The sequence below is a fragment of the Paenibacillus popilliae ATCC 14706 genome, assembly GCF_000315235.1.
Classification (GTDB): Bacteria; Bacillota; Bacilli; order Paenibacillales; family Paenibacillaceae; genus Paenibacillus_B; species Paenibacillus_B popilliae.
Window position 1 is genome coordinate 53,096 of record NZ_BALG01000186.1, and the last position, 24,303, is coordinate 77,398.

At 51.1% G+C, this 24,303-nt stretch carries 27 protein-coding genes, 2 pseudogenes and 1 riboswitch; of the genes and pseudogenes, 15 read left to right on the forward strand and 14 right to left on the reverse strand.

Annotated elements, in window-relative coordinates:
- Nucleotides 1–51: 51 nt before the first annotated feature.
- Together PPOP_RS25980 and PPOP_RS12895 are read left to right on the forward strand one after the other, a co-directional pair.
- A pseudogene (locus tag PPOP_RS25980) lies at nucleotides 52–318 on the forward strand (barstar family protein); the annotation flags it as partial.
- Nucleotides 219–1,397 (forward strand): oxalate decarboxylase family bicupin, encoded by a 1,179-nt coding sequence (locus PPOP_RS12895; RefSeq protein WP_006286919.1) that lies wholly within the window; start codon nucleotides 219–221, stop codon nucleotides 1,395–1,397. The pseudogene PPOP_RS25980 and the gene PPOP_RS12895, both read left to right, overlap by 100 nt.
- A gap of 151 nt (nucleotides 1,398–1,548) precedes the next feature.
- On the opposite strand, the gene PPOP_RS22045 is transcribed toward PPOP_RS12895, so the two are convergent.
- From PPOP_RS22045 to PPOP_RS12930, 8 genes are all read right to left on the reverse strand, one after another.
- Nucleotides 1,549–1,722 (reverse strand): DUF3918 family protein, encoded by a 174-nt coding sequence (locus PPOP_RS22045; RefSeq protein WP_148277934.1) that lies wholly within the window; start codon nucleotides 1,720–1,722, stop codon nucleotides 1,549–1,551.
- Nucleotides 1,723–1,956: 234 nt separating this feature from the next.
- A complete protein-coding gene (locus PPOP_RS12900; protein WP_006286920.1) occupies nucleotides 1,957–2,253 on the reverse strand; it encodes an LSm family protein in 297 nt (98 codons plus the stop codon).
- Nucleotides 2,254–2,373: 120 nt separating this feature from the next.
- Nucleotides 2,374–3,414 carry a polysaccharide pyruvyl transferase family protein gene (locus PPOP_RS12905; RefSeq protein ID WP_006286921.1) on the reverse strand — a complete coding sequence of 347 codons (1,041 nt, stop codon included), beginning with the start codon at nucleotides 3,412–3,414 and terminating at the stop codon, nucleotides 2,374–2,376.
- 18 nt (nucleotides 3,415–3,432) lie between these two features.
- The gene (locus PPOP_RS12910; RefSeq protein ID WP_006286922.1) at nucleotides 3,433–4,566 is read right to left on the reverse strand and encodes a glycosyltransferase family 4 protein; all 1,134 of its coding nucleotides are present in this window, start codon (nucleotides 4,564–4,566) and stop codon (nucleotides 3,433–3,435) included.
- Nucleotides 4,556–5,278 carry a glycosyltransferase family 2 protein gene (locus PPOP_RS12915; RefSeq protein ID WP_042228751.1) on the reverse strand — a complete coding sequence of 241 codons (723 nt, stop codon included), beginning with the start codon at nucleotides 5,276–5,278 and terminating at the stop codon, nucleotides 4,556–4,558. The genes PPOP_RS12910 and PPOP_RS12915 overlap by 11 nt, the downstream gene beginning before the upstream one ends.
- A gap of 26 nt (nucleotides 5,279–5,304) precedes the next feature.
- Nucleotides 5,305–5,499: a hypothetical protein gene (locus PPOP_RS12920; RefSeq protein ID WP_006286924.1), complete on the reverse strand. Its 195-nt coding sequence runs from the start codon at nucleotides 5,497–5,499 to the stop codon at nucleotides 5,305–5,307.
- A 16-nt stretch (nucleotides 5,500–5,515) separates the two neighbouring features.
- A complete protein-coding gene (locus PPOP_RS12925; RefSeq protein WP_006286925.1) occupies nucleotides 5,516–5,875 on the reverse strand; it encodes a hypothetical protein in 360 nt (119 codons plus the stop codon).
- Nucleotides 5,876–6,188: 313 nt separating this feature from the next.
- Nucleotides 6,189–6,488 (reverse strand): YerC/YecD family TrpR-related protein, encoded by a 300-nt coding sequence (locus PPOP_RS12930; protein WP_006286926.1) that lies wholly within the window; start codon nucleotides 6,486–6,488, stop codon nucleotides 6,189–6,191.
- A 317-nt stretch (nucleotides 6,489–6,805) separates the two neighbouring features.
- On the opposite strand from PPOP_RS12930, the gene hppD reads away from it, so the two are divergent.
- The 7 genes from hppD to PPOP_RS12960 all read left to right on the forward strand — a co-directional run bounded on the left by hppD (nucleotide 6,806) and on the right by PPOP_RS12960 (nucleotide 14,222).
- Nucleotides 6,806–7,918, forward strand: a complete 1,113-nt coding sequence (hppD, locus tag PPOP_RS12935; RefSeq protein WP_006286927.1) for a 4-hydroxyphenylpyruvate dioxygenase — start codon at nucleotides 6,806–6,808, stop codon at nucleotides 7,916–7,918.
- Between the two features lie 30 nt (nucleotides 7,919–7,948).
- The gene (locus PPOP_RS12940; protein WP_006286928.1) at nucleotides 7,949–8,560 is read left to right on the forward strand and encodes a flavin reductase family protein; all 612 of its coding nucleotides are present in this window, start codon (nucleotides 7,949–7,951) and stop codon (nucleotides 8,558–8,560) included.
- A gap of 23 nt (nucleotides 8,561–8,583) precedes the next feature.
- A complete protein-coding gene (locus PPOP_RS12945; protein ID WP_006286929.1) occupies nucleotides 8,584–9,519 on the forward strand; it encodes a fumarylacetoacetate hydrolase family protein in 936 nt (311 codons plus the stop codon).
- Between the two features lie 54 nt (nucleotides 9,520–9,573).
- Nucleotides 9,574–10,755, forward strand: a complete 1,182-nt coding sequence (locus tag PPOP_RS12950; protein ID WP_006286930.1) for a homogentisate 1,2-dioxygenase — start codon at nucleotides 9,574–9,576, stop codon at nucleotides 10,753–10,755.
- 43 nt (nucleotides 10,756–10,798) lie between these two features.
- Nucleotides 10,799–10,930, forward strand: a complete 132-nt coding sequence (locus PPOP_RS25155) for a hypothetical protein (protein WP_267879073.1) — start codon at nucleotides 10,799–10,801, stop codon at nucleotides 10,928–10,930.
- Between the two features lie 20 nt (nucleotides 10,931–10,950).
- Nucleotides 10,951–12,069 (forward strand): histidinol-phosphate transaminase, encoded by a 1,119-nt coding sequence (gene hisC / locus PPOP_RS12955; protein ID WP_042228753.1) that lies wholly within the window; start codon nucleotides 10,951–10,953, stop codon nucleotides 12,067–12,069.
- Nucleotides 12,070–12,636: 567 nt separating this feature from the next.
- Nucleotides 12,637–12,737: riboswitch (glycine riboswitch) on the forward strand.
- Between the two features lie 144 nt (nucleotides 12,738–12,881).
- Nucleotides 12,882–14,222, forward strand: a complete 1,341-nt coding sequence (locus PPOP_RS12960) for an alanine/glycine:cation symporter family protein (protein WP_006286933.1) — start codon at nucleotides 12,882–12,884, stop codon at nucleotides 14,220–14,222.
- Nucleotides 14,223–14,328: 106 nt separating this feature from the next.
- Here PPOP_RS12960 and PPOP_RS12965 read toward each other — a convergent pair whose 3' ends face one another.
- The 3 genes from PPOP_RS12965 to PPOP_RS12975 all read right to left on the reverse strand — a co-directional run bounded on the left by PPOP_RS12965 (nucleotide 14,329) and on the right by PPOP_RS12975 (nucleotide 17,101).
- Entirely contained in the window at nucleotides 14,329–15,204 is an 876-nt protein-coding gene (locus PPOP_RS12965; protein WP_199898974.1) for a cation diffusion facilitator family transporter, read from the reverse strand.
- Between the two features lie 182 nt (nucleotides 15,205–15,386).
- Nucleotides 15,387–16,607 carry a cation:proton antiporter gene (locus tag PPOP_RS12970; RefSeq protein ID WP_006286935.1) on the reverse strand — a complete coding sequence of 407 codons (1,221 nt, stop codon included), beginning with the start codon at nucleotides 16,605–16,607 and terminating at the stop codon, nucleotides 15,387–15,389.
- A 2-nt stretch (nucleotides 16,608–16,609) separates the two neighbouring features.
- Nucleotides 16,610–17,101, reverse strand: coding sequence for a cation:proton antiporter regulatory subunit (locus tag PPOP_RS12975; protein WP_006286936.1), 492 nt, complete (start codon nucleotides 17,099–17,101; stop codon nucleotides 16,610–16,612).
- A gap of 187 nt (nucleotides 17,102–17,288) precedes the next feature.
- On the opposite strand from PPOP_RS12975, the gene PPOP_RS12980 reads away from it, so the two are divergent.
- Both PPOP_RS12980 and PPOP_RS12985 read left to right on the forward strand, forming a co-directional pair.
- Nucleotides 17,289–17,471: an H-type small acid-soluble spore protein gene (locus PPOP_RS12980; protein WP_006286937.1), complete on the forward strand. Its 183-nt coding sequence runs from the start codon at nucleotides 17,289–17,291 to the stop codon at nucleotides 17,469–17,471.
- Nucleotides 17,472–18,263: 792 nt separating this feature from the next.
- Nucleotides 18,264–18,680 (forward strand): DUF1259 domain-containing protein, encoded by a 417-nt coding sequence (locus PPOP_RS12985; RefSeq protein WP_042228764.1) that lies wholly within the window; start codon nucleotides 18,264–18,266, stop codon nucleotides 18,678–18,680.
- Between the two features lie 89 nt (nucleotides 18,681–18,769).
- On the opposite strand, the pseudogene PPOP_RS25445 reads toward PPOP_RS12985, so the two are convergent.
- The 3 genes and pseudogenes from PPOP_RS25445 to PPOP_RS12995 form a co-directional block, all read right to left on the reverse strand.
- A pseudogene (locus PPOP_RS25445) lies at nucleotides 18,770–19,009 on the reverse strand (GMC family oxidoreductase); the annotation flags it as partial.
- Nucleotides 18,999–19,439: a hypothetical protein gene (locus PPOP_RS25450; RefSeq protein ID WP_006286939.1), complete on the reverse strand. Its 441-nt coding sequence runs from the start codon at nucleotides 19,437–19,439 to the stop codon at nucleotides 18,999–19,001. The gene PPOP_RS25450 and the pseudogene PPOP_RS25445, both read right to left, overlap by 11 nt.
- Before the next feature lie 142 nt (nucleotides 19,440–19,581).
- Nucleotides 19,582–20,457 (reverse strand): metallophosphoesterase, encoded by an 876-nt coding sequence (locus PPOP_RS12995; RefSeq protein WP_006286940.1) that lies wholly within the window; start codon nucleotides 20,455–20,457, stop codon nucleotides 19,582–19,584.
- Between the two features lie 173 nt (nucleotides 20,458–20,630).
- Between PPOP_RS12995 and PPOP_RS13000 the strand changes: the two genes are divergently transcribed.
- From PPOP_RS13000 to PPOP_RS13015, 4 genes are all read left to right on the forward strand, one after another.
- Entirely contained in the window at nucleotides 20,631–21,743 is a 1,113-nt protein-coding gene (locus PPOP_RS13000) for an MGDG synthase family glycosyltransferase (RefSeq protein ID WP_042228756.1), read from the forward strand.
- Between the two features lie 100 nt (nucleotides 21,744–21,843).
- Nucleotides 21,844–22,113: an FAD/FMN-containing dehydrogenase gene (locus PPOP_RS13005; protein ID WP_234399822.1), complete on the forward strand. Its 270-nt coding sequence runs from the start codon at nucleotides 21,844–21,846 to the stop codon at nucleotides 22,111–22,113.
- A gap of 51 nt (nucleotides 22,114–22,164) precedes the next feature.
- Nucleotides 22,165–22,890: a response regulator transcription factor gene (locus PPOP_RS13010; RefSeq protein WP_006286943.1), complete on the forward strand. Its 726-nt coding sequence runs from the start codon at nucleotides 22,165–22,167 to the stop codon at nucleotides 22,888–22,890.
- Entirely contained in the window at nucleotides 22,883–24,250 is a 1,368-nt protein-coding gene (locus PPOP_RS13015; RefSeq protein WP_006286944.1) for a sensor histidine kinase, read from the forward strand. Before PPOP_RS13010 ends, PPOP_RS13015 begins: the two co-directional genes overlap by 8 nt.
- Nucleotides 24,251–24,303 lie beyond the last annotated feature (53 nt).

Below are 24,303 nucleotides of genomic sequence, written 5' to 3' on the forward strand. Positions count from 1 at the left end.
ATTTATTAGTGTGGAAGGGGAGGGACATTCGCAGGCAAACGGGACGCGCTCTGGGATTGTCTTGCCGGACATATCGAGCTGCCGCTTACGATCACCTGGCTCGATTATGAGGCAAGTGAGAAAAGATTGGGAGAATACAGGTATATTATCCTGTGTCTGTCGGGAATAATCATCACGTCGGCCACATATGGTTCTAGTGAGGCGGAGGTGGTTAACGGGTGCAACACAATCCGAAGCAAGCGCAGCCGGAGTGCATCCCGCATCCGATTCGGAAAAGCGACGGCGCCGGTGCAACCGATTATGGCCCGCGCGACGTGATGCGTGATCGGGAGAACCCGGATATGTTCGTGCCGCCGGTTACGGATGAGGGGCTGGTGCCGAACTTGAAGTTCTCGTTCTCCGACGCGCATATGCAACTGAGTCAGGGAGGATGGTCCCGCGAGATTACGGTACGGGAGCTGCCAGTCGCGAAGACGCTGGCCGGCGTGAACATGCGTCTTACGCCGGGAGGGGTAAGAGAGCTCCATTGGCATCAGCAGGCCGAATGGGCCTTCATGATATTGGGCCGGGCGAGGATTACGGCGGTCGATCAGAATGGCTGCCATTTTATTGCCGATGTCGGTCCGGGCGATTTGTGGTATTTCCCCCCGGGCATTCCTCATTCGATTCAGGGGCTAGAGGAAGGCTGCGAGTTCCTGCTTGTCTTCGATGACGGCAATTTCTCCGATATGAACACCCTGTCGATCTCCGATTGGTTCGCGCATACCCCGAAGGAAGTGCTGTCGGCCAATTTCGGCGTGCCGGTCAGCGCATTTCAGCAGGTGCCGACTGAGCAACTATATATTTTCCAGGATGAGGTTCCGGTTCCGATCGCGAAGTCGCAGGTGCCGGACCCGAACGGTACCGTCGAACAGAGCTTCGTGTACCATCTGCTCGCCCAGCCTCCGCTGACGACGCCGGGAGGCTCCGTCCGAATCGTCGATTCTTCCAATTTTCCCGTATCTGTGACGGTGGCCGCCGCCCTGGTGGAGATTAAGCCCGATGCGATAAGGGAACTCCACTGGCATCCGAATAATGATGAATGGCAGTACTATCTTAGCGGTCAAGGGCGAATGACGGTCTTCGCCGGCAACGGCACCGCACGGACGTTCAATTACAGGGCGGGCGACGTCGGATACGTTCCGTTCGCATTCGGCCACTACATCCAGAACACGGGCACGGACAGCTTATGGTTCCTGGAAATGTTCAAGAGCAACCGCTTCGCCGACGTGTCTCTCAACCAATGGATGGCACTGACTCCGCATGATCTGGTGAGAGACAATGTCTATGGTTCGCCGGAGCTGATGAGGGCTCTCCGCAAGACGAAATGGCCAGTCGTCAAGTATCCGAGTCTTTGACTTTGGCAGGGCTTATGCGTTGTGCGGACCCGTTCCTCGGCCAGCGTAGATTGCGAAGGCTTTTGACCCGCTTCGCACCGATGCGGCGCAGAGCGGCGGTTACATGGAATAACAGCCAGACTTGCAAACAACTGGCTGTTATTTATTTTTATTATCCGCTGCGAAGTTTTTTGTGAAGCTGATGAAAGGGGAGGTTTCTTCTTCTGCCCATACGCATGCGCTGCTGTGTCAATCCGACGGCTGCCGCGCCGACGCCAATCGCTAATAAAGACCAAATCGTTTTCCGATGATTCCAATTTTTTAGAAATCCAAACATCCCGTTCATGCCGATTCACCCCCTTAACGGAACTCGAATAATGGCATTCGTACACCGTTTTTATTGTGCGCCGGCATTGGCGGTCCCATACAAGGAATCCTTTCCGGCTGCAGCGGCTTATGCAATCAACGAGTTAGGCCAAGGTTCGTTGTCAACATTTTGGTTTTTCGGGGAACGCATGGAAAAAGCCGTAGATATCATCTAACGGCTTTGGTTGCATGGGGACGGCTTTGCAAGCGGGTTTTAGATGAAGAAGGGGAGAAGAAAAATATCCTGGAAGCTGAAAAAAGGAATTCGGTGTTGAAAGAAGCGCCGTCTCGGGAAGAAGCCCGGGAAGAAGCCGAATTGTCTGTAGTAGGAAGGCTGCGCCGGCATACCGCTCATTTCGGTCATCATCTGTTCAGTTGGAATCGCCAGGGTGACGCCTTCCGGATCGACATGAGCAATGAAGCCGTCGTGAACGTGACCATCCTTCGTGCGGATTCCGACATACTTGTTCATACAGCACCAGCTGAGCTGGTGAAAATCATCTGGACTCATTGGTGACCTCCTGTTCGCATGTTTCATCACACCATTAGTCTATCCGCTCCTCCCTATTTCGCTCACGGCATTTGCCCAGGGATACCTAATATCGCGATGAGTAGTAGTAGATAACGACTATTAAAATAAACGTTTCAGAAAAGGCCTTTCCAAGGCTGCTTTTACCGCTTGGCGGTGGCTGCCGATCTGCTCGACAATCGACATCTTGTTGGCCAGCGCATAAGCGGCCGTGTCGCGTATCCGTTCGGCGAGCTGCTCCGCGTCCGTGGAGATGGCCAATCGCGGAAGACGGATGGAATGGGCGAAATCAAACGATTTGAAACGGTACCCCAAGCAGACAAAAGGAACATCCGCCGCTGCGGACAGAATATTGGCGTGAAGCTTGAAATTGATGGTCAGGTCAAACCGTTTTATCCGCTGCAAATATTTTTCATACGAATGCACTCCTGGATCATATACGACTTGATCGGAAACGGCGATCTTATTGCACAGCCGCTTACATGCCTCCCGGTCCGGCCCCCATACCGGGTACACAACGATCTTGTAACCTTCCCGAATGAGGAAGCCGGCTGCGGAAGCGATCTGATTCTCGACGTACGCTTCATCCTTGCCGTAAATCCGGTTATAGGATGTGCCCCAGTTGATGCCGATCCATCGTTCCCCAGTCTGCTCGTCATCCGCATCAGACGTTGGCGGGGACGATAACATGGCGGGATCGCCGCTAAGCGTCACCCGATTCATCGCGACACCTATTTGTCGCATATACTCGAAGGTCCACGGACCCCGTACACCGCAGTAGGCTGCATGTTCGACAACTTCTCTCATTTTCAGGCAAAACCCTTTGCTTTCAGGAGCAGCATTGGAGCCGAAGCTGAACGGATTCAAGCGATCATGGCCGCTGCCCCAGATGAGTACACGCTTTTCTTGCCGCACGGCTTCATGCAGGATATCGAGATAGCCGGGTACCAACAGGGAACCGCCCCCCATGACGATCGTGTCATACTTTCTCATATCCTTGATGTCGACTCCGGGAACCGAGGGAATGATCTGGTACTCCTCCGGACTCAAATGAAGCTTCGCCAATTGCTCGAACATGGCTCGCATCCATTCGTCGCCCAGATTATTGAATCCAACCCATCCTAGATACAATATTTTTTTCACGAAAATTTCACACTCCCATCATTGGGTTCGGGCTTGGACAGACGTATAGATTTCACCCATCCGTCTAACGATTTTATGGATATCAAAATGCTTCAATGTCCAGCTTCGGCCTTGTGCTCCGATTGCCTTGAGCGCGTCCCGATCGGCTAATGCTTTTTTCAATGCTTCGGTCACTGCCTCTTCTGTCGCCTTGCATTCGGAATCGTGGTCGCCGAAATAATAGTCCCATGCTTGTCCGTATACCGACGGCTCGACGAGACCGAAGAAGCCGTGGTTGCCGATGGCCAGCACGGGCTTCCCGCAAGCCATCGCTTCGAGGGCAACCCGGCCGGTGCCGACCACGATATCCCCAAGGGCGTAATATTCACGAATCTTCGTCTGCGTCCCGGCCATATGAATAAAGGTTTGTCCAGTATGATGATGGATGGTATGGACCATCTCGTTAATTTCGGAAAATTGGATGCCATCGCCGACCACGACCAGATGCAAATTAGGCAGTTCCGTGCTGCGTAGCCGCTCTGCCGCCAGAATCAGCAGGGTGCAGACGATGGCCTTGTCCCAGGCCAGCCGGCTTGCATATACGATAATGTTCGCATCATCCGGAATCTGGAGCGACTTCCGCAGTTCATGAGAAGGCAACGGGTAGAACGCCTCCGGGTCAACCCCGTTCGGCACCAGCAGGGAAGTGATGCCCCTCGTATGCAAATCGCGCTGCACAGGCTTGCTTACACTGATGACCGCGTCGCTATTTTGGGCCGTGCGGATAAGCTGTTCCTCGGGATAATAAGCCCCGTGTACCGTAAAGACGACAGGTATGCCCAATTCTTGGGCGGCCATGGCCGCATACATCCCCGACGGCGTTTGATGCACATGGACGACATCGATTTTGCGGTAGCGCATAATCTGCTTCAAAGTGCGGATCGCCTGCTGCAGCGAGCTATCCAGCAAAAAGGCGCCCGCTGTTAGATCGACGGTATGAATCGGGCATGCCGCTTGCGCGAAGGAATTGTACATTAAGCCGCCTGCTCCGCAGAATACCGGCTTACCTCCCAATGCTTGCAGTCCCTTGACCAGACTTAGCACATGGGTTTCCGTGCCGCCGACGGCCAAGCTATCCAACACCATCAGCACCCGGTAGGCATTATTTCTCATTGCGCTTCAGCCGATCTTTCCCAAAGTATTTCCGGGACCGCTGATTCGGATGGCTGCGGTAATAATACAGAACATCCGGCATATTTGCGATATTCAGGGGCTCGCCTTTCAACGACCTGGAAATAAATTCATAGTCTTCCGCACCTTCTATCTTCCTTGTATGCCCGCCGACTCGATCGAACAGCTTCCCGCGAAGCATGATGGTTCCGTGGCATACACAGTGGCCGCCGTTGGCATATACTTTGCGTATTTGTTCCCCGTACCGGATCCAGCCCGCGTTTGATTTGTGCTCTGATAGGCTGCGATGGAACACTTCATAATTGGTGCCCACCAACTCGATTTCTGGACGACTCAGTAAAAAGGACACTTGCCGCTCCAGGCGTTCATAATGGGAAATATCATCCGAGTCCTGGGCCGCGATATATTCTCCCGCAGCCAAGTAGAAGCCGGTCGTCACCGCTCCGGCATAACCGATATTGCGGGGCAGGGGCACTGTTATATACGTGCGATCGGCCAATTGCTCCTGATTGAGTTGCAACCATTTCTCCACTTGCAGCAAAGAATCGTCTGTCGAGGCATCATCGACGAGGATGATTTCCCAGTTCGGGTACGTTTGCCGTAAGATGCCATCCAAGCAATCGATCAAAAAAGCGGATTTGTTGTAGTTTGTTATCACGATGCTTACAAGACCGGGTACTCGTGGGTAGGTCATCATGTTCACCACCTTTTTCCTGCTTGTTATGAGATAACACGGATATAGGACACCATTTGAAGTTGAAAAATGGCATACTGCCCATTGTCATATCCCGTCAACCGGGAAGTGCGGACAGTCAGCTTCATATCATCGACGGACACGAGAACGCCTGTTATCAAGTCCAATGCGCTTGCCACCTGGACTTGTTTTCCAATCAATGAACGGAGCTTTTCTTTCATTTCAATCCCCTCCCTCTTATTGAATTTGGAACGAGATGACTTGAGTCAAGTGCACAAGCACGATCGATCCATCCGACTCTCTAATTTCTGCATAGTCCTCTCCGACCTCAATGATTATGCCCTGAATCGTTCCCCCGAACGAGGTCAATTCAACCTGGCGATGAACGTATCTTTCGAGCGATGGCTTTAGCGGCGAATGAGGGCCCCGATTCCGTTCTCCCCCCATCTCCGCCCGAATCGCTGTCCGGAGCGCCTGAACGAGACTGTCTCCTTGCCGTTCGTCCCCTGCGAGGGACTCCTTGACGACTTGCTTCAAAATTTGAGCCACTCCCTCAAAATATCGTTGCAACTCCTTTTCGTTTGCTTTCAATTTCATAATATTTCGCCCTCCTTTCATTTCCATATTAATAGAGTATATAAAAAGAAGAATGGTTGACTAAACTTCTCTCTATCTTTTGATAAAGTTGTTCGTTTGAACAATAGAATCATGGGAAAGGCGGCCGATCACGGAACAGAGCCACTGCGAAATCCGCCTGCGCTCCGCTGCTTATAAAAAAAGAACATCCATCGCAGATGTTCTTCGATAATGCCGGAGCGCGCTCAGGCGTGGATCCGCTCGAGCTGCATAATTGATTCCCTTACTGTCAAACTTAGGCATGATGGAACAGTGGGGGGACAAGCTCCGAATATCATTGCGACTGTTGTTCAATCCTGCCGAGCATTAGCTGGAAACTTCCATTGCCATCGTGCAGAATTCGTTTGACGCGCGAAATAATGGCCGTGCTTGCGCCGGTCTCTGCTTCAATCTCCATGTACGTCCTGCCATTGAGCAGCATATTGGCGACTTCAAGCCGTTGGGTCAGCGCCTGCAATTCCTTCGGAGTCGTCAAGTCTTCGAAAAAATCGTAACATTCCTCGATGCTTTGCAGCTTCATAATGACCTCCAGCAATTGCTCGATTGCCGGGGCGCCGGAACGCTTGACATACATATCGTCCTATCAACTCCAATTCGAAATAAATACAACGAATGCGCATACTTCCTTACCTTTTTGACAAGTTGCCGTCTATTTCCTTCTGATTGGTCAAAAAACATTCATAAATTTGAAAAACAGCTCGCCACTTGTCAATGCCTCACTGCGATAGCGCATCGATGCGGTTCATCCTTGTCGGATTCATGCGCGCATATGCAGCCGCGGTTATTTCACTATGCGTTGAAGCAGGAGCGCGTTCGAGTACATTTTTGCTAGATAATGGAATTAGACATATACTTTCAGTGGAACAATCATACGAATGTAGGAGGATGTTTATGAAAAAACAAGCGATAGCCGACAGAACGGAGTCAGAAATTTTCCCGATCCAGGACATCGACTACATTGAGTTTTATGCGGGGAACGCGAAGCAAGCGATGCACTATTTCGTCAAAGGCTACGGATTCCGCCCCATCGCCTATTCCGGCTTGGAGACCGGGAACCGGGAGAAAGTATCATATGTTGTCGAGCAGAACAAAATTCGGTTCGTTCTGTCCGGCGCTCTCTCCGCCAGCCATCCGATTGCCGAGTTCGTCAAATGGCACGGCGATGGGGTCAAAGATGTCGCATTGCGGGTCAGCAATGTTGAAAAGGCATACAAGGATGCGGTGTCACGCGGCGGAATTGCCATGTTGGAGCCGGCCGAATATTCGGATGAGCATGGGAAGGTCAAAAAAGCGGTTATCGGCACTTATGGCGACACGATTCATACGCTGATAGAGCGGGACGATTATAATGGATTGTTCCAGCCTGGCTATCAGTCGATCAAAGACAGCCTTCCGCACCAGCCGGCCGGACTGATCGGCATCGATCATGTCGTCGGCAACGTGGAGCAGATGGATGAATGGGTGACTTACTATGAGAAAGTAATGGGCTTCAAGCAAATGATTCATTTCGATGACAAAGACATCAGCACGGAATATTCGGCCTTGATGTCCAAAGTGATGCATAACGGGGGCAGAATCAAATTCCCGATCAACGAGCCGGCAACCGCCAAGCGCAAATCGCAAATCCAGGAGTATCTAGAATATTACAACGGCCCGGGCGTTCAGCATCTTGCCCTGCTGACGAACGACATCATCTCCACCGTAACGGCGCTCCGCGAGAACGGGGTGGAGTTCCTGAGCACGCCGGATTCCTACTACAATATGCTGACGGAACGGGTAGGACGGATCGATGAGGATATCGCCACGCTGAAGGAACTGAAAATTTTGGTCGATCGCGATGATGAAGGCTATTTGCTGCAAATTTTCACGAATCCGCTTGTCGATAGACCGACGCTGTTTTTTGAGATCATTCAACGCAAAGGAGCTGTCGGCTTCGGCGAAGGCAATTTCAAGGCCTTGTTCGAATCGATCGAACGGGAGCAGGAACGCCGCGGCAACTTGTAGCCCCGCACCGCAGGAAGGAGTAGAAGCCGCATGGATATTGAACCGCACAAGCTGCACTGGAGAAACGCTTATAAGCTGATGATAGGCTCCATCCTGCCGCGTCCGATTGCTTTTGTGTCCACGATCGATCCGAATGGTACGGCGAATCTGGCTCCGTTCAGCTTTTTCACGGCCATCTGCGCGGAGCCGCTCCTCATCTGCTTCGCCCCGATGCGCCGGGGGGCGGACGGCTGCAAGAAGGATACGCTTGTCAATATTGAAGCGACTGGCGAATTCGTGGTCAATATCGTCGGGGAACGGATCGTCGAGCCTATGAATGACACGGCTGCCGAATTCGATCCGGAAGTGGATGAGTTCCAGGCGGTGGGCTTGAACCCGATCCCAAGCCAGATCATTCGTCCTTACCGGGTGCGGGAAAGCGGCATTCATATGGAGTGCGTACTCCATGATATCCTTCATTTCGGCGATCAGCCAGGCGCCGGCAGTCTCGTCATCGGCAAGGTCGCGCTGATGCATATTAGCGATGAGTTGTACGCTGACGGCAAAATCGACATGGAGAAGCTGCTACCGATCGGACGAATGGCCGGCCATGTCTACACCCGGGCCGTCTCCGACACATTTATGCTGGAGAGAAAAAAGTAGGGATACGGAAAACGGGAGGTTCTATGAAATTCGTGACATTTGACCCTGGCACGGGCGCGCCGCGCTCCGGTTGGCTAAGGGATGGCTGCGTTGTCGACATACGGGCTGTCAGCGAAGGGCGGCTGCCTGGCGAATTGCTGGAATTGGTGCGCCATTATGAGGATGTAATGGAGGAAGCGACGCGAATCGACCGCCGCCTTGGCCCTGATGCGGCGTCGCTGCTCATGCATCCGGGCGTCTATCCCGTAGCCGATGTCGCCTTGTTCGCGCCGATTCCGAAGCCGCCAAGCGTCCGCGATTTCTATGCCTTCGAAGCGCACGTGATCGCGGCAAGGTGGAGGCGGGGGCTTGATATCGTTCCGGAATGGTACCGGTTCCCGGTGTTCTATTTCAGCAACCATCAGGCCATCGTCGGCCCGAACGCGCTCATCCGCAGGCCGGCCGCCTCCTCCGCCCTGGATTTCGAGTTGGAGGTGGCCTGTGTCATCGGCAAGGAAGGACGCGATATCGCGGCAGAAGAGGCGAACGCCTATATTTTCGGTTATTGCATCATGAACGATTGGAGCGCGCGTGATCTCCAGCAGGAAGAAGTGAAGGTCGGCCTTGGCCCGGCCAAGGGCAAAGATTTCGCAACATCGCTCGGTCCCTATCTGGTTACCAAGGACGAGCTTGAGCGGCACCGCGCCGGCGAGCGCCATGAGCTGGAGATGGCGGCTCGCGTCAACGGCGTCGAGCTGTCGCGCGGGAATCTTCGTGATCTCCATTATTCGTTCGGCGACATGATCGCGCGGGCTTCGGCTGACGCCACGCTGTATCCCGGCGATATTATCGGATCAGGCACGGTCGGCACCGGCTGCATTCTCGAACGGGGTCCGGAAGTGCACCGCTGGCTGGAGCCCGGCGATGTCGTTGAATTGGACGTAACGGGACTCGGCCTGCTGCGCAACACCATCGGTTGAATCGGAAAGCCGTGATCGACCGGTACTGAATGGATAAAGAGGAGGGTTCATGTCATGGTCTATTACCGCCGCATGGGAGACATTCCGGGTAAGAGGCATACGATGTTCCGCAAGCCGGATGGCACCCTGTACCGTGAGCAAGTCATGGGAACGAAGGGCTTCTCTGGCATTCAGTCGATTTTGTATCACCATCATCCGCCGACGGATGTTAGCAAGGCGGGGGTATATGCCGCCTGTGACATTGAATTCGAAGAGCAAGGAGCACTGCGCCACCGCCATCTGCTGACTGGCGATTGCACGGATACGGGGGATGCTGTCGATGGCAGACGCTATATGTTGGGCAACGAAGACTTGCTTATCGCCATCGCGAACGTCGATCAGCCGATGGATTATTTCTATCGGAACGGGGACGGGGACGAGCTATTGTTCGTGCATGAAGGGGAGGGCGCCATAGAGACGATGTTCGGCACTCTCCATTACCAGCCGGGAGATTACATTGTCATCCCGATAGGAACCATTTATCACGTCATTCCGGAACCGGGACGAACGAAGCTCCTGGCCGTGGAGACGAACAGTTGGATCACGACGCCGAAGCGCTACCGCAACTCGCATGGACAGCTTTTGGAGCACAGCCCTTTCTGCGAGCGGGATTTCCGCGGTCCAGAGAAGCTAGACACCTTAGTCGAGCGCGGCGAGTTCGAGGTAAGGACGAAGTCAAGGGGATATCTCCACCTGCATGTGTTCAACCATCATCCATTTGATGTCATAGGCTGGGACGGGTATTTATATCCCTGGATGTTCAATATTACCGATTTCGAGCCGATCACCGGCCGCATTCATATGCCGCCGCCGATTCATCAGACCTTCGAGGGGAATCACTTTGTCGTTTGCTCCTTCGTTCCCCGGTTATACGACTATCATCCCGAGGGGATTCCCGCGCCTTATTACCATAGCAACGTCGACAGTGATGAGGTGCTCTATTATGTCAGGGCCAACTTCATGAGCCGCAAGGGCGTGCAGGAAGGATCCATCACCTTGCATCCGTCGGGCATTCCGCACGGTCCGCATCCCGGCAAGATCGAAGGCAGCATCGGCCAAAAGGAAACGACGGAGCTTGCGGTCATGATCGATACCTTTCGGCCACTCCGCGTTGTCAAGCAGGCGCTGTCCTACGAGGATGACCAATATATGTATAGCTGGTGCGCCGGCTCGCCGGAAGCGTCGCGCACCGTGTAAGCGCGCTTAGGCGCACGATATGCCGATGAAAGGAACGCATGGCATGAAGTATGGGAAAATGGTGCATTCCGCTGCCGAGGCGATTGTCGGCGATTTTGCGTTCGTGAAGGCGTGGAAGGGGGATGCGCTCGGCAATCTGAGCATACCGAACGCGCCGCCGCAGGTACCGGAATAATGGGGAATGGAGGATACTCTATGCAAGTGTCTGTCAAAATCCCGACGAGAAAAGAAATTGAACCGTTAGGCGTATACGTGCCGGGAAAACCGATGGAAGAGGTAAAAAGGGAGTTCGGTCTTACGGATATCATCAAGCTCGCGTCCAATGAAAATCCGTACGGCTGCTCGGAGCTGGCCGCCCAAGCCGTCGCGCGCGAAATGGAGAAATGCGCCTTGTATCCGGAAGGAACCGCCCCCGAATTGATAGCGAAGCTGTCCGCCCGCCTTGGCGTGGAGCCTCAATATTTCATCGTCGGCAATGGCTCTGACGAGATTATCCGCTTATTGACGCGGAGCTATATTGCAGCAGGAGATGAAGCGATTATGGCCGATGTCACTTTCTCTCGTTACGAGACAAACGTCTGCATCGAGGGTGGCGTTCCGGTAATCGTGCCGCTTACCGACGGCGTTCATGATCTGGCCAGCATGCTAAAAGCGATCGGCAGCTGGACGAAGATGATCTTCGTATGCAATCCAAATAATCCAACAGGGACGATCGTGGGACGCAGCGATCTGCTTGCCTTCATCGAGCAGGTGCCGCGCCATATCATGTTGGTCATCGACGAGGCGTATTACGAATATGTATCCGATCCGGACTACTTGCAGACCGCGCCGCTGCTCGCCAGCTATCCGAACCTAGTCATCCTGCGTACGTTCTCCAAAATCTACGGTCTGGCGGCGCTGCGGGCAGGTTACGGCATGATGCATCCGAACATTGTGCAGGAGCTGATCAAAGTGAAGGAGCCGTTCAACTCGAACCGGATGGCGCAAGTCGCAGCAATCGCCTCATTGGACGATACAACGTTCGCCGCCGACTGCGCGCGACGGAATGAGATGGCCAGAACGAATCTGGCCTTGGAACTGAAGCAGTTGGGGCTGTCCTGTTATCCTTCGCATGCCAACTTCCTGATGGTGAAGCTGGGCCGATCCGGAGACGACGTATTCCGCTCCTTGCTGGCGCGGGGCGTAGTGGTGCGGACGGGCAGCCTACTCGGCTATCCGGACACGATCCGCGTATCCGTCGGTACGGATCAGGACAATCAGGTGTTCATTCAGGCGCTGCGGCATATACTCGGGCCTGACGCCCAGCCGGCGTGAACGAAGCGGTATGCATTCGATGGTAAAAAGCGGTCATCATGGCGGCGGGCGCTGCGGATCTCATCGTCGCGGGAGGCATGGGAGCGCAACGAGTTCTCCGCCGAGATCGCGCCGGTGGAGATACGGGCCAAGAAGGGGCTAACGAGGATCGAATCCGATGTGCATCATACTGTTAAAATAATCTTTTACGCTTTGCTTCACAAGGTTAGCTGATTTGTCATCATCGTACTTAATGGTGACGCATTTCTTGCCAAAAGTGCAATCGGGCAATAGGTTCAATAGATTTGACAGGCGCTCCTCATCATGAAAATGTATGGAATAAAGCCTGCCATCATAGATACCGTAAAATGCTGTACCGTGGAATATTCTACACTATCTCATTATCGGGGATGGTTCTTTTTTCCATAAATAATCTCCTTGCGGAATCTGAGATGATTCTCTATAATAGGTGAACAACTTCATAACTGGATGAAGGATACGGGAGACAGGATCAAACCTGGCCGAAGGGGCAAAGCTCTCAGGCGCTTGCAGCATTCCGCTCGAATGGGACGAAGCAGGACCGTATACGGACAGGACTCTGGAGAGACTCCGGTTCGCGGAGCACCGAAGGGGCAATACGTGGCAAGAAGCGCGTGAAAACTCTCAGGTAAAAGGACAGGGATTGCAGATGTCAGGCATCATAACGTTGGTATTATGATTGTGCTTACATATCGTTTATTGGCTGTGCTGCAATTATGACCGGAGTCAAATCTATCGATTTGGCTCTTTTTTATGGCATGAGACATGGATTCAAGATGAAAAGGGGAATCGTAATGCATGGGTTGGAAGTATGGTTAGATCGGGTGAATCAAATAATATGGGGGCCACCACTATTGATTTTTTTAGTAGGTACCGGTATCTTTTTAACAATTCGGCTTGGGCTGCTGCAGGTGCTTCGTCTGCCACTGGCGCTCAAGCTCATATTCACGGCGAAAAATGAAGGCAAAGGCGACGTCACGAGCTTCGGGGCGCTGGCTACCGCCCTGGCGGCCACGATTGGAACGGGGAATATTGTCGGCGTCGCCACCGCGATTCAGATGGGCGGGCCGGGCGCTCTGTTTTGGATGTGGCTGGCGGCGTTTTTTGGCATGGCGACGAAATATGCGGAAGGTTTGTTGGCCGTGAAATTCCGGAAGATTGATGAGAACGGGCAAGTATCGGGCGGACCGATGGTTTACATCGAACAAGGCTTGGGCGCGAGGTTCAAGCCGCTCGCAATCTATTTCGCTGTAAGCGGGGTATTGGTCGCGCTGTTCGGAATCGGCACCCTTCCCCAGGTTAATGCTATTGTATCCTCCAGCCAGTCCAGCCTGGGGATTCCCGTGGCGGCAACCGCGGGAGTGTTAACCCTCGCGGTAGCTCTGGTGACAATTGGCGGTCTCAAGAGCATTGCAAGGTTGACCACTAAAGTCGTGCCCACGATGGCTATTGTCTATATCGCAGCGTGCTTCATCGTGCTCGCGGCATTCGCTGACAAGATTCCATACGCGCTGTCGCTTGTCTTCCACAGCGCTTTCAACCCGGCGGCGGCCGGCGGCGGGTTGCTCGGCGCGACCGTCATGATGGCGATACGCAGCGGCATCACAAGAGGGGTGTTCTCGAATGAATCCGGGCTCGGTAGCGCTCCGATCGCAGCGGCCGCGGCCAAGGTGAAATGGCCCGCGGAACAAGGGCTTGTATCCATGACCGGGACGTTCATTGATACGATTATTATCTGTACGCTGACCGGGCTGACACTCATTGTTACCGGAACATGGAACGGCGCGGCGGAAGGCGCGGAGATGACGCAAGCGGCGTTCGATGCCGCGATGCCGTTTGGATCCATCCTCCTATTGGTATGTCTGATTTTATTTGCTTTTATGACGATTCTGGGTTGGAATTATTACGGCGAGCGCTGTATTGTCTATTTATTCGGCGTGCGGGCGATCTTGCCTTACCGTATCGCGTTCATCGTCATGGTCGCGTCAGGCGCGTTCATCAAGCTGCACGCGATTTATCTCCTCTCGGACATCGTGAACGGGCTGATGGCTCTTCCGAACTTGGTCGCTCTGTTGGGGTTATCCGGCGTGGTCGTGGCAGAAACTCGTCTTTATTTACAGCATAGGAAGCCGTGATCGCAAGCAATACCGAGGTATGCAAGACGGGCCGAACATGATGTTCGGCTTTTTGAGATACTTATTTGAATTCAACCATGACAATGGTCTGGCGCAGCTGTTCGATTCATTTCGATCTCGTCAATCGTTCATGCTCCGGTTCAATATGAATGAATACTTGCGCACGGCGGAACGACGCCGTAATCGCCTGCTCGATGTTATCGCATAGTTGATGAGCCGTTTCGATATCCAGCTTGGAGGAGACCACAAGATGGAAATCAACGTACTCGACGGGACCAGAACGACGGGTGCGCAAGTCATGGAACTCAATATATTGTGCTTGAAAAGATTCAATTACTTGCACAATTTCTCTTTCCTCTTGATCGGTCAAGCGGGCGTCCAGCAGCGGAGGAAAGGTTTCCCTCATCAGCTTATATGCCTCTCTCATAATGTAAAGAGCCAGTATAATGCCGATGATCGGATCCAATATCGTCCATCCTGTCAAGGCGGCAAGTAACAGGCTGCAACCGACGCCTAACGATGTATATACATCGGTCAGCAAATGCAGGGCATTTGATTTCATGGCGACTGAATTCAGTTCTGACGCCGCCTGGCTGACTCGGCGAGATACGATGAAATTGATCCCCGCCCCGACAAACATGACGATGACACCCAAATAAGGAAGATCAATCGGCGTGGGCTTGAACAGCTTGTGCACACATTCATATATAATCCAGGCACCTGCAATAAAAATAAGCAACGTCTCGATGGTGCCCGATATATTCTCCACCTTGCCATGTCCGTATGGATGATTCTTATCCGCAGAACGCCCTGACAACCGCACCGAGAAAAAGGCGATCAAGGATGCCGCCAAGTCCAGTGAGGAGTGGATCGCTTCCGAGATGACAGCAATCGAGCCTGTAAAAATACCGACAACAAGCTTCAATAAAACGACGAAAGCATTACTGAGCACTGATAAAATAGCTATTTTCGGACCATTCACATGCATCACAACCCCAAGTTTCGTTATTGTTCATCTACAATAACAAACGAAAGTCGAGTGGGTCTACAGAAACCTTTTTTCATGCTCGCCGTCATGTAGCATCGTTTAAAAAGTGTTGCTTCTTCGCAAATCGGCTTCCGCTTCCCCTACGCCATCGACACTTGTCAATTTTGGCCGACGGCTTATTTCGTCCGTTCGGGTACGCTTCCTTTGTTTTTTTCCCAGCGGAACACTTTGTTCAAGCTTCTAAAAATGAGCCGGGATTCTTTCGTTAACAGCGGACCCAAAATGGCGAGGATAAGGACATACAGCGCTGCGAAGGGCTGAAGCAGCTCCAGCAGTCCGCCCGCTTTGCCGAGGTTCGCCATAATGATGGAGAACTCGCCGCGGGAAATAATGGTCAGCCCGATATTGGCCGACGCCTTGGGCGACAGCCCCGCGCTCTTGCCAGCAAGCATACCGGCAAGGAAGTTGCCGAACAAGGTCACTGCTACGGCGCCGAGCGACAGCCACAAGGCTCCGCCGAGCTCGGAAGGAACGATGGTCAATCCGAAGCTGAAGAAGAACAACGCACCGAAGAAATCACGGAACGGCAATATCAACTGCTCGATTCGTTTCATGTGCATCGTTTCAGCGAGTATGAGCCCGGTCAGAAGCGCGCCGATCGCTTCAGCTACGTGAATCGTCTCTGAAAACCCGGCTACAATGAATAAGAAACCGAACACGAGCAGCAAGAACAATTCATTGGAACGGATGTTGAACAGCTTATTCAGCAGCGGTGCGGCTTGACGTCCGACAAACAGCAAGAGCAGCATGTATCCCAGAGCGTACAAGGCTGACAATACGACGCCGCCCAACGAGGACGAATTGCTGAGCACAAGCCCGGACAGGACGGAGATGTATACTGCCAGGAAAATGTCCTCGAACATAATGATTCCTAGAATCATTTCCGTCTCCGGATTTGCGGTTCGCTTCAGATCGACGAGCACCTTCGCCACAATAGCGCTGGAGGAGATCGTCACAATGCCGGCTATGACCATAACTTCCTCGACAGGGAAGCCGCAGACCCACCCATAGAGCAAACCTAGTGTAAAGTTGATAAGGATATAGATCGTTCCGCCTATGACAATAGAGCGGCCTGATTTCATTAGGCGGCCGATGGAAAACTCCAACCCCAAATAGAACAGCAGAAAAAGCACGCCAAGCCGTCCCATAAATGCAATAATCTCCGCACTCTCGATAAACCGGAAGTCAAATACGCCAATATGCGGCGCATGTGGGCCTACGGCCATGCCGACCAAAATATAAAAAGGAATGACCGAGGTGCGAATACGGGCCGCAAGCAGTCCAACCAGGGCAATGAGAATAACGGCAAGTCCAAGTTCTAGTACGAGATGATCCATGATTAGCGTATCCCGGTTTGCAGCAGTTGCTTCAACTGCTTCAATTGTTGGCGTTCGCCCGCAACGACGAGGATCGTGTCTGCCCTAAAGGTATAATCCGGACCGGGATTGATATGCTTGGCGCCCTTCTCGATGGCTGCAATTATGGTGACTCCCGCCGTCTGACGGATATTCGCTTCGCCGATCGTGCTTCCGACACAGGCAGCATCAGGCGCGACTTTGTACCATTCAATCGTCAAATCCTCTAAAGCGACGTCCATCGTCTCCAATGCCTTCGGCCGGTAAGTCATTCCGCCGACGATGGCGGCAAGTTGTCTTGCTTCTTCATCCTCGAGCGTAATCATGGATGTGCAATCATCCTGATCCTGCTTATCAAAATGATACATTTCTCGCCGGCCGTCATCATGGATAACAATGACTAGTCTGTCGCTGCTTTGTGTTACCATTTCGTATTTATGACCGATGCCTGGCAGATCGGTTTCTTTAATGTACATGATATCAACCTCCTTCATTGCGGTTAGTGTATGAATAAAGCAGGCATTTTAATCAAGAATGGGTTATCGTGGAAACATTGAACGAACCTCCATTGTGAGGTTCAACCGAGGTTACGTATAACAGCATGGCATAAAACGTATATTATTGAGCGTATCAGGATAGAGGCTTACATGGAGGTTCATAGGAATGAATACACAAAGAGCTATCGAAATCTCAGCATCGCCAGTTATGGCAGACGTTACTTACCAAGGGGAGTCCGTATACATACAACATGTGAATGAAGCGGACGGCATCGCTAGAATCTACCCCCTTGGCCATCCGCAAGATGAACGGGACGTTCCGGCAAGCATGCTTATCGAACGTGAATGAACAAGGAGGCGGCAAGCCCGCCTACTCAGACCACTGCGGCCGTTGCCTAACGATGGCTCCATTGCTGCGTGCCGTCCACTCCGAGATCCGCTCTCTCTTCGGGATTACCAATAGACAAGCACACAGGCCAAACTGTATTTAACAAAAACAACGCTTCTATCGGAACCGTGTTATAGCAAATGATTCAAAATGGAAAAGTCGTTCGAGTAAAGATTGAAATCGTCCTATGAAAAAGCATACGCCTAGCCCAAAACATAAGGGCGGAAAAAATAGAAGGGGTTTACTAATAGTTTTGGAAGAAAGAACTGGATTACGAATACGTTGAAGAGTTTCTTGTGGATGAAGCAGAAGATGAAGCAGATGAGTTAATACAGGAGAATATAGAAGATAATTTTGTAGAATTTTGGTCTTCGTTGAATGGGTAAGCTGGGGCTATCGTAGTGATAGTCCTTTTTTAATACACTTTTTGTTGGGGTGGTGATACTGTGAACGACAAAAGCCCCAACCTAGCAGTCAAAATGGGACCCATGTATGATGAATGCAGATTCGTTCATGCGACAGGAGTCCGGAAGGTGCGACGACCATGGCATGAGGGGAGGGAATATGATGGCAAGCCTACAGCTCATGAATGGAGAAACTGCCAAGCTGGACGATCTTCTATCTGCCTTCCTATCCGCAGTTGATGCCTGTAGAAGAAACCGTTTTACCGGGATTCCGGTTCAACTGGGCATTCACATATACACTTTACTCATGATAGTAATACAATGTGGCAAAACCAAGAGGAGGTTTATCATGGCAAGTGTAAAAGCAAGTGCACAGTTCAAAAGATTATGTAATCAGTTTGCCAAAATATTAGGAGGGGAGCATGAGATAGACCCAGGACCCGTCTGTTTTGTCAGCCGTTCGAGAAATCTGAGAGCGACCATTCTGGGAAGACGCACGACTTCACCGTTGGTTCGTTATCAGCTCTTCTCCTTCGAATCACTGGATCAATCCGGACGCGCCCTTTGTCTAGGTGAGACGGCTCTGTTCCAGAATCAGGCCAACCGGTTAATTCGGAATCTTCAACGGAACGGAATTACCGTAACGGCACTCCACAACCACTGGTTAAATGAAAGCCCACGATTAATGTACATCCACTGGGAGTCTATTGACAATCCTATTGCATTTGCAAGAAAATCGAAACGATCGATTGCATTCTTGGGGTAAGCGCAACGTAAGGCTATGCCTCGGAAAACGTCAGCAACAATAAAGTCTTTTACGCCGTGAACGCTGCCTGTGTGATCAACGACGCCGCCTTTCCGTAATGGAGCCATTCGAAGAGAACCTTGTTGATGATGATTGTGATCGAAATTCTCCTTAATAAAGGATTCAAGCTGTTCATCATTGTCTAGTGTAACTGGATCGGGCGATATTAGCTGATAGGAAGGATCAATTCGAGCTAGTTCCGAAGCGATATTTTTAATATATATTCTATAAATGTTTTTTACGGACTCCATGTCATCCGGGTTGGCGAGGAAACCTTCATCAGCCAACACGATGGTAAGCGGGTCTTTCTTTTGGATCGTGATCGATCCGCGGCTTTTCGGACGCAAATAGAGAATCGCGATTCGTTAACATGCCATCCGAAGCGATACCGATGAACTGAACTACGCGTTGATGCGGATCTGTGCCCGTTGAATCAGGCAAAAAGGATCCGCCGGTATAAAGGGCATCAGGATCACTTACAGGCAATGCGCGATCATTGCGATTCGTGGAGAACACGGCAAAATTTAACGTGTGATTCCGTAAGCGCTGTTCTACGTTGGGGTTGTTGAAAATAACGGGGATGTTGGCTTCCCTTAGCATAGCGGCGGGTCCGATGCCGGATAATAGTAGGATTTTATCGTCCGACAGGATTTTGGCCAGGACAGCGCCTGCCGGACCTGTACCCACGACAATGTAGTCAAAGGTCATTTTCTTTTCCATGTGAGCTCTCCTCTTTTCATGGACTACTGCAGAATATTACTTTGCAATGTCCAATGTGCCTATTTTTCAATTCATTCGAGAATGAATGGCCGGGGCGTTCAGCGGATGCTCATCATGATGATCCCGATATTGTAAGTGATGGCTACATCGCCGCCTGAGTCTTTGTTTGTTCCATCCTTGCTCCCGATAATGCCAGAGGCAAGCGATGGATCGTGATCTCAGGCCGGCTCCCTATGCGGATATTTACTCCGGTCTGACCCAAGCCTTCACTGATATAGAATGGTTTACCGTCGTAGACGTGCAGACCTTTAATCATATTCATGCCGACAAGCTCGCCCATGGCCGCCAAATGATACGGCTTCGGCCAATGGATCTGTCCTCCATGAAAATGACCGGACAGCAAATAATCAAATCGATAGTGTCTCATGGCAAGCACAATATTCGGATCATGCGTAAGCACAAGGCGGTATCCGTGTTCTATTCCTTGGAAGGAAGCAAAGAGATCGCTTCGTTCTGTGCTGGAGTCATCGATCCCGATAATATTGAGCCGCGTTCCGTTGATGTCAATTTTGTCATTCTCGTTTTGCAGCGTTTTACAACCGTTCTGCTCTAATGTTTGCTGTAAAGAAGCAAAGTTCTTTCCCTTCAGCACATAATCATGATTCCCGAACACGGCATACATGCCGTATGTCGGTTGCAAGCGCTTGAGCACCTTCAGATAAGGAACTAGCTTAGGTATGGAGCGAGGCCGATCAAGAAAATCGCCGGTAAGTGCGATCAAATCGATCTGTTCCTCTGCCAGCCTGTCAAATAATTGATTCGGCGAAATCGAGATGTTCTCAAGATGCATGTCCGATAAATGCAGCACATGAATGGCCCGTTCGGGCCGATGGGTATCGTTGCTCTCCAAGCTAATCTTGTTGATATGAACTTGCCGCGTATTCAGATGAGCTTTATATAAAAGGCGTGCCAGCATGACCAAAAAAATGAGGATTCCAATAGAAACAAATAATATCATGGCCTGATCTCCCTTCTATAATTACAGTATAAAATGATTGACAGGTCCATGTCTGCGGTAATTCATGGAGCGTGATTTGCGTTCCAGCTTCAATTCATGATCTTCATGTATGCCGGCTGGTTATTTCGCACAAATTAATATTCATGAGGAAGCTTGGTTGCGGAGGAAGTCACATGGCCAAAAAAGTTCTGTTACTTCCCTTTTTGCAAATCAAAATGGGACATCATCAAGCGGCCGATGCGCTGGTGGCGCATTTGATGTTAATCGATCAATCCATCGAATGCGATATCGTTGATCTGTTAGACTATAGCTACGGTAGCCGGGTGGGAGGCTTGGTGTCCTCAACCTATTTGAAATGGATTCATTTCCTGCCGCTTACATACAGCTGGATGTACCGGAAAAGCTGCGGCGGACAGCTCCCCCAAAAGAGGCGGTACCGTCTCTATGAGATGATCTTTATGAGAGCTATGCAAAGATTGATACAAGAGAAGCAGCCGGATTGCATCCTGTGCACTCATGCTCTGCCGTCGTACTTGCTTGATCGATTGAAATGCAAAGGGCTGCTTTCCATTCCGGTAGTCAATGTGTATACGGATTTTTTTATCAATGATGTATGGGGGAGGGACGGAATCGATTTTCATTTCGTTCCAGATACGCATATCAAGGAGTGGTTGACCAGCCGATCCGTTCAGAACGAGCATATCTTCGTCACCGGCATACCGGTGCATCCCCAATTCACCGCAACGCGTCCGGAACGAAAGCAGTCGAAGTCCGAATATACGGTATTAATAACTGGGGGAAACCTCGGCGCTGGGGTTATGAAATCGATGTGCCGCACGATCGGGAAGGTGAAGGGAGTGCGTTATATTGTGTTATGCGGGAAGAACAGAGCTCTATTTCGCCATTTGAAAAAGAAAAACTGCCCCCGCATCGTTCCGATGCCCTATATTGAATCGAGAGACGAAATGAATGATTTATACAATCAAGCTGACGCGGTACTAGCCAAGCCGGGTGGAGTAACGGTTAGCGAATGTTTGTATAAAAAAGTGCCGATCCTCGTCTACCATGCATTGCCCGGGCAGGAAGAAATCAATTTGCTGCACCTGCTGCACCAACAATTGATCGTTTATGTAAAGGATTGGGCCAAAGAGACGATGGACAAGCAAATCATGCTCCTGTGGAACGATACGGTGATGGATCGTATGACGGTGCAAATGAATGAATACGGCCGGAAAATATCGGATCTGAGATCAACGCTTTGTCATATTCTCAAGCTGCAGCAGTAGAAGGCCGGGGTAGCATCCTAAGTTCCTTTATAACTTCTTCACAACTTGCAAATACGTTCTTCATATCTCTCCATTATATTATAACTATAAGGAGGAGATAATGATGAAAAAATTATGGCTTGGCATAACCGCCTTGGTCTTGATCATGGGGATTGGCGCAGCTGGCGCATATGCTGCATCAGCCGATAATCTTAGCGATGGCGACCGGAGCTTCTTTGAACAGATGCTGCCGTTCGCGAAGCAAATGCATCCCGATCTCTCGGATCAACAAATAGAGCAGATGTACAACAGCTGCCATAATGGCAATAGCACGGGACGGGGAATGATGAACAATTCGCAATGGCGCGGCAGTATGATGAATTTCAATTAATATTGTGCTAAGATAGGCCTCGCGAATATCGCTAGGCCTATCTTTGTATATATGGTGAGGTTGATACGTTTGGACCGTGCAAAAATTTTGCTTGTCGATGATGAGCCTGATATCCTTCAGGTAATGAAAGCCTATTTGGAGAAAAATGACTATCTGGTGTATGAGGCGGATACAGGGAAGGGGGCGCTGAGTCTGTGGGAGCATCTGCAGCCGAACCTGATCCTATTGGACTTGATGCTGCCTGACATGTCCGGGGAAGAAGTCTGCAGAACTATCCGTAAGACATCCAACGTTCCCATCCTGATGCTGACCGCCAAAAGCAGTGAGGATGATATGGTGAATGGAATTCTGATCGGTGCCGACGATTATATTACGAAGCCGTTCAGCCCCAGAGAGCTGGTCGTACGAGTGATGAGTTTGCTACGCAGAGCGCAGCTTCCCGTCGCGTCGCAACAAGCAACGTCTCTGTCCTTCGGCAACAACCATCTGTCCATTGATCCCCAACAGCATGAAGTGAAAGTCAGGGGGGAGCTTGTCTCACTCACACCCATTGAATTCAAATTGCTCGAGCTTCTGGCGAAGCATCCCAAGCGAGCATTCAGCCGCCTGGAACTCGTGAACCTTATCCAAGGGGACGCGTTTGAGGGATTTGAGCGCACGATCGATGTTCATATTAAAAATATAAGGCAAAAAATAGGGGACAAATCGAGAAAACCGATATTTATTGCGACGGTGTTTGGGGTCGGTTATAAATTTCAGGTGAATCCGGATGAATAAGGGCGGACTTCGAAAAAAGCTGTTGTTGTCGCATATCGGGGTAGCGCTGACATCGCTGCTGACCATTACGCTGCTCGTCTATTTGGTCATGACTTTTGCCTTCGGCCAGTATATGAAGAATCAGCGGCAAGCAGAAGCCGATACGTTGCGTAAAGACCTGGAGGCCTCCTATAACGCGGAAGCAAGCGGGTGGACGATGGGCTCGCTCATGCAGATTTCCCATCAAGCGATGCTGCGTAATTATACCGTCAAAATCTACGATGCCAGAAATCAATTGATCTGGGACACGAGCAACATGGGAATGATGATGCATCCTTCTCCAGGAAGTACGAACACAGGATACGGCAACGAGAGCGACACTATTTTTTCCCTAAGCATGATGAAAAACGGCCAAAAAATCGGCAGACTTGAAATTCAAGGAATCGAGAGCGCCTTTGCCTCACAAAATCAAGAGTTCCTGCGGTTGTTCGACTCCTTATTATGGGGTGCTCTCCTTGTCGTGATCGTTGGCGTCTCCCTCTTTAGCGTCTTTATGGCGAACAGTTTAAGCCGCCCTCTTATCCGAATAAAACAGATTGCCACCCGAATGAGAACAGGAGACTTGTCTTCGCGGGTCACCCTGGCTAACCCGAAAACAGAAATCGACGAGGTGGGCTTGGCGTTAAATCACCTGGCAGATGCCCTGGAGCAGCAGGATAAGCTGCGTAAAAATTTGACTGCCGATATCGCGCATGAATTACGCACTCCATTAGCCACGATTCAAAGCCATATCGAAGCTTTTCAGGATGGGGTGTGGCAAGCCACGCCTGACAAGCTGGAGGTGTGCCATGAGCAAGTCATCCGCTTGGTGAAGCTCATCCATGATCTTGAAAAACTAACGGCGGTTGAGAATCCGATGCTGCAACTGCAAAAAACGCAAGTGTGCCTGAATGAAGTTATCCGGGATTCCGTAACAACGATAACCGGCCAGTTTGACCGTACAAACGTTTCCATTGAGATCCAGCAACAACAGGATGTATTTTTGAGCGGCGATTATGTAAGACTTGTGCAAGTTTTTGTAAATTTATTAAATAACGCTTATAAATATACAAATGAGGGGGGGATCTGTGTCGTTATTTCCGAAGAGCCGTCTTATGCAAAGGTCACCATTACGGATACAGGAACAGGCATCGATCAGGAGGAGCTGCCGTTTATATTTGAACGATTTTATCGGGGCGAGAAATCCCGCAATCGCAAAACCGGCGGAGCCGGGATCGGGCTGGCCATCGTAAAAGCGATCGTGGAAGCGCATGGAGGGAGTATTGCAGTAAAAAGTGAGGTTGGCCAAGGCAGCCAGTTCTCCGTTCGTCTTCCAATATAGAAAAAGAGCATTCCAGCGCTCAGCTTACCGATACTTTCCACCCATGAATTTGA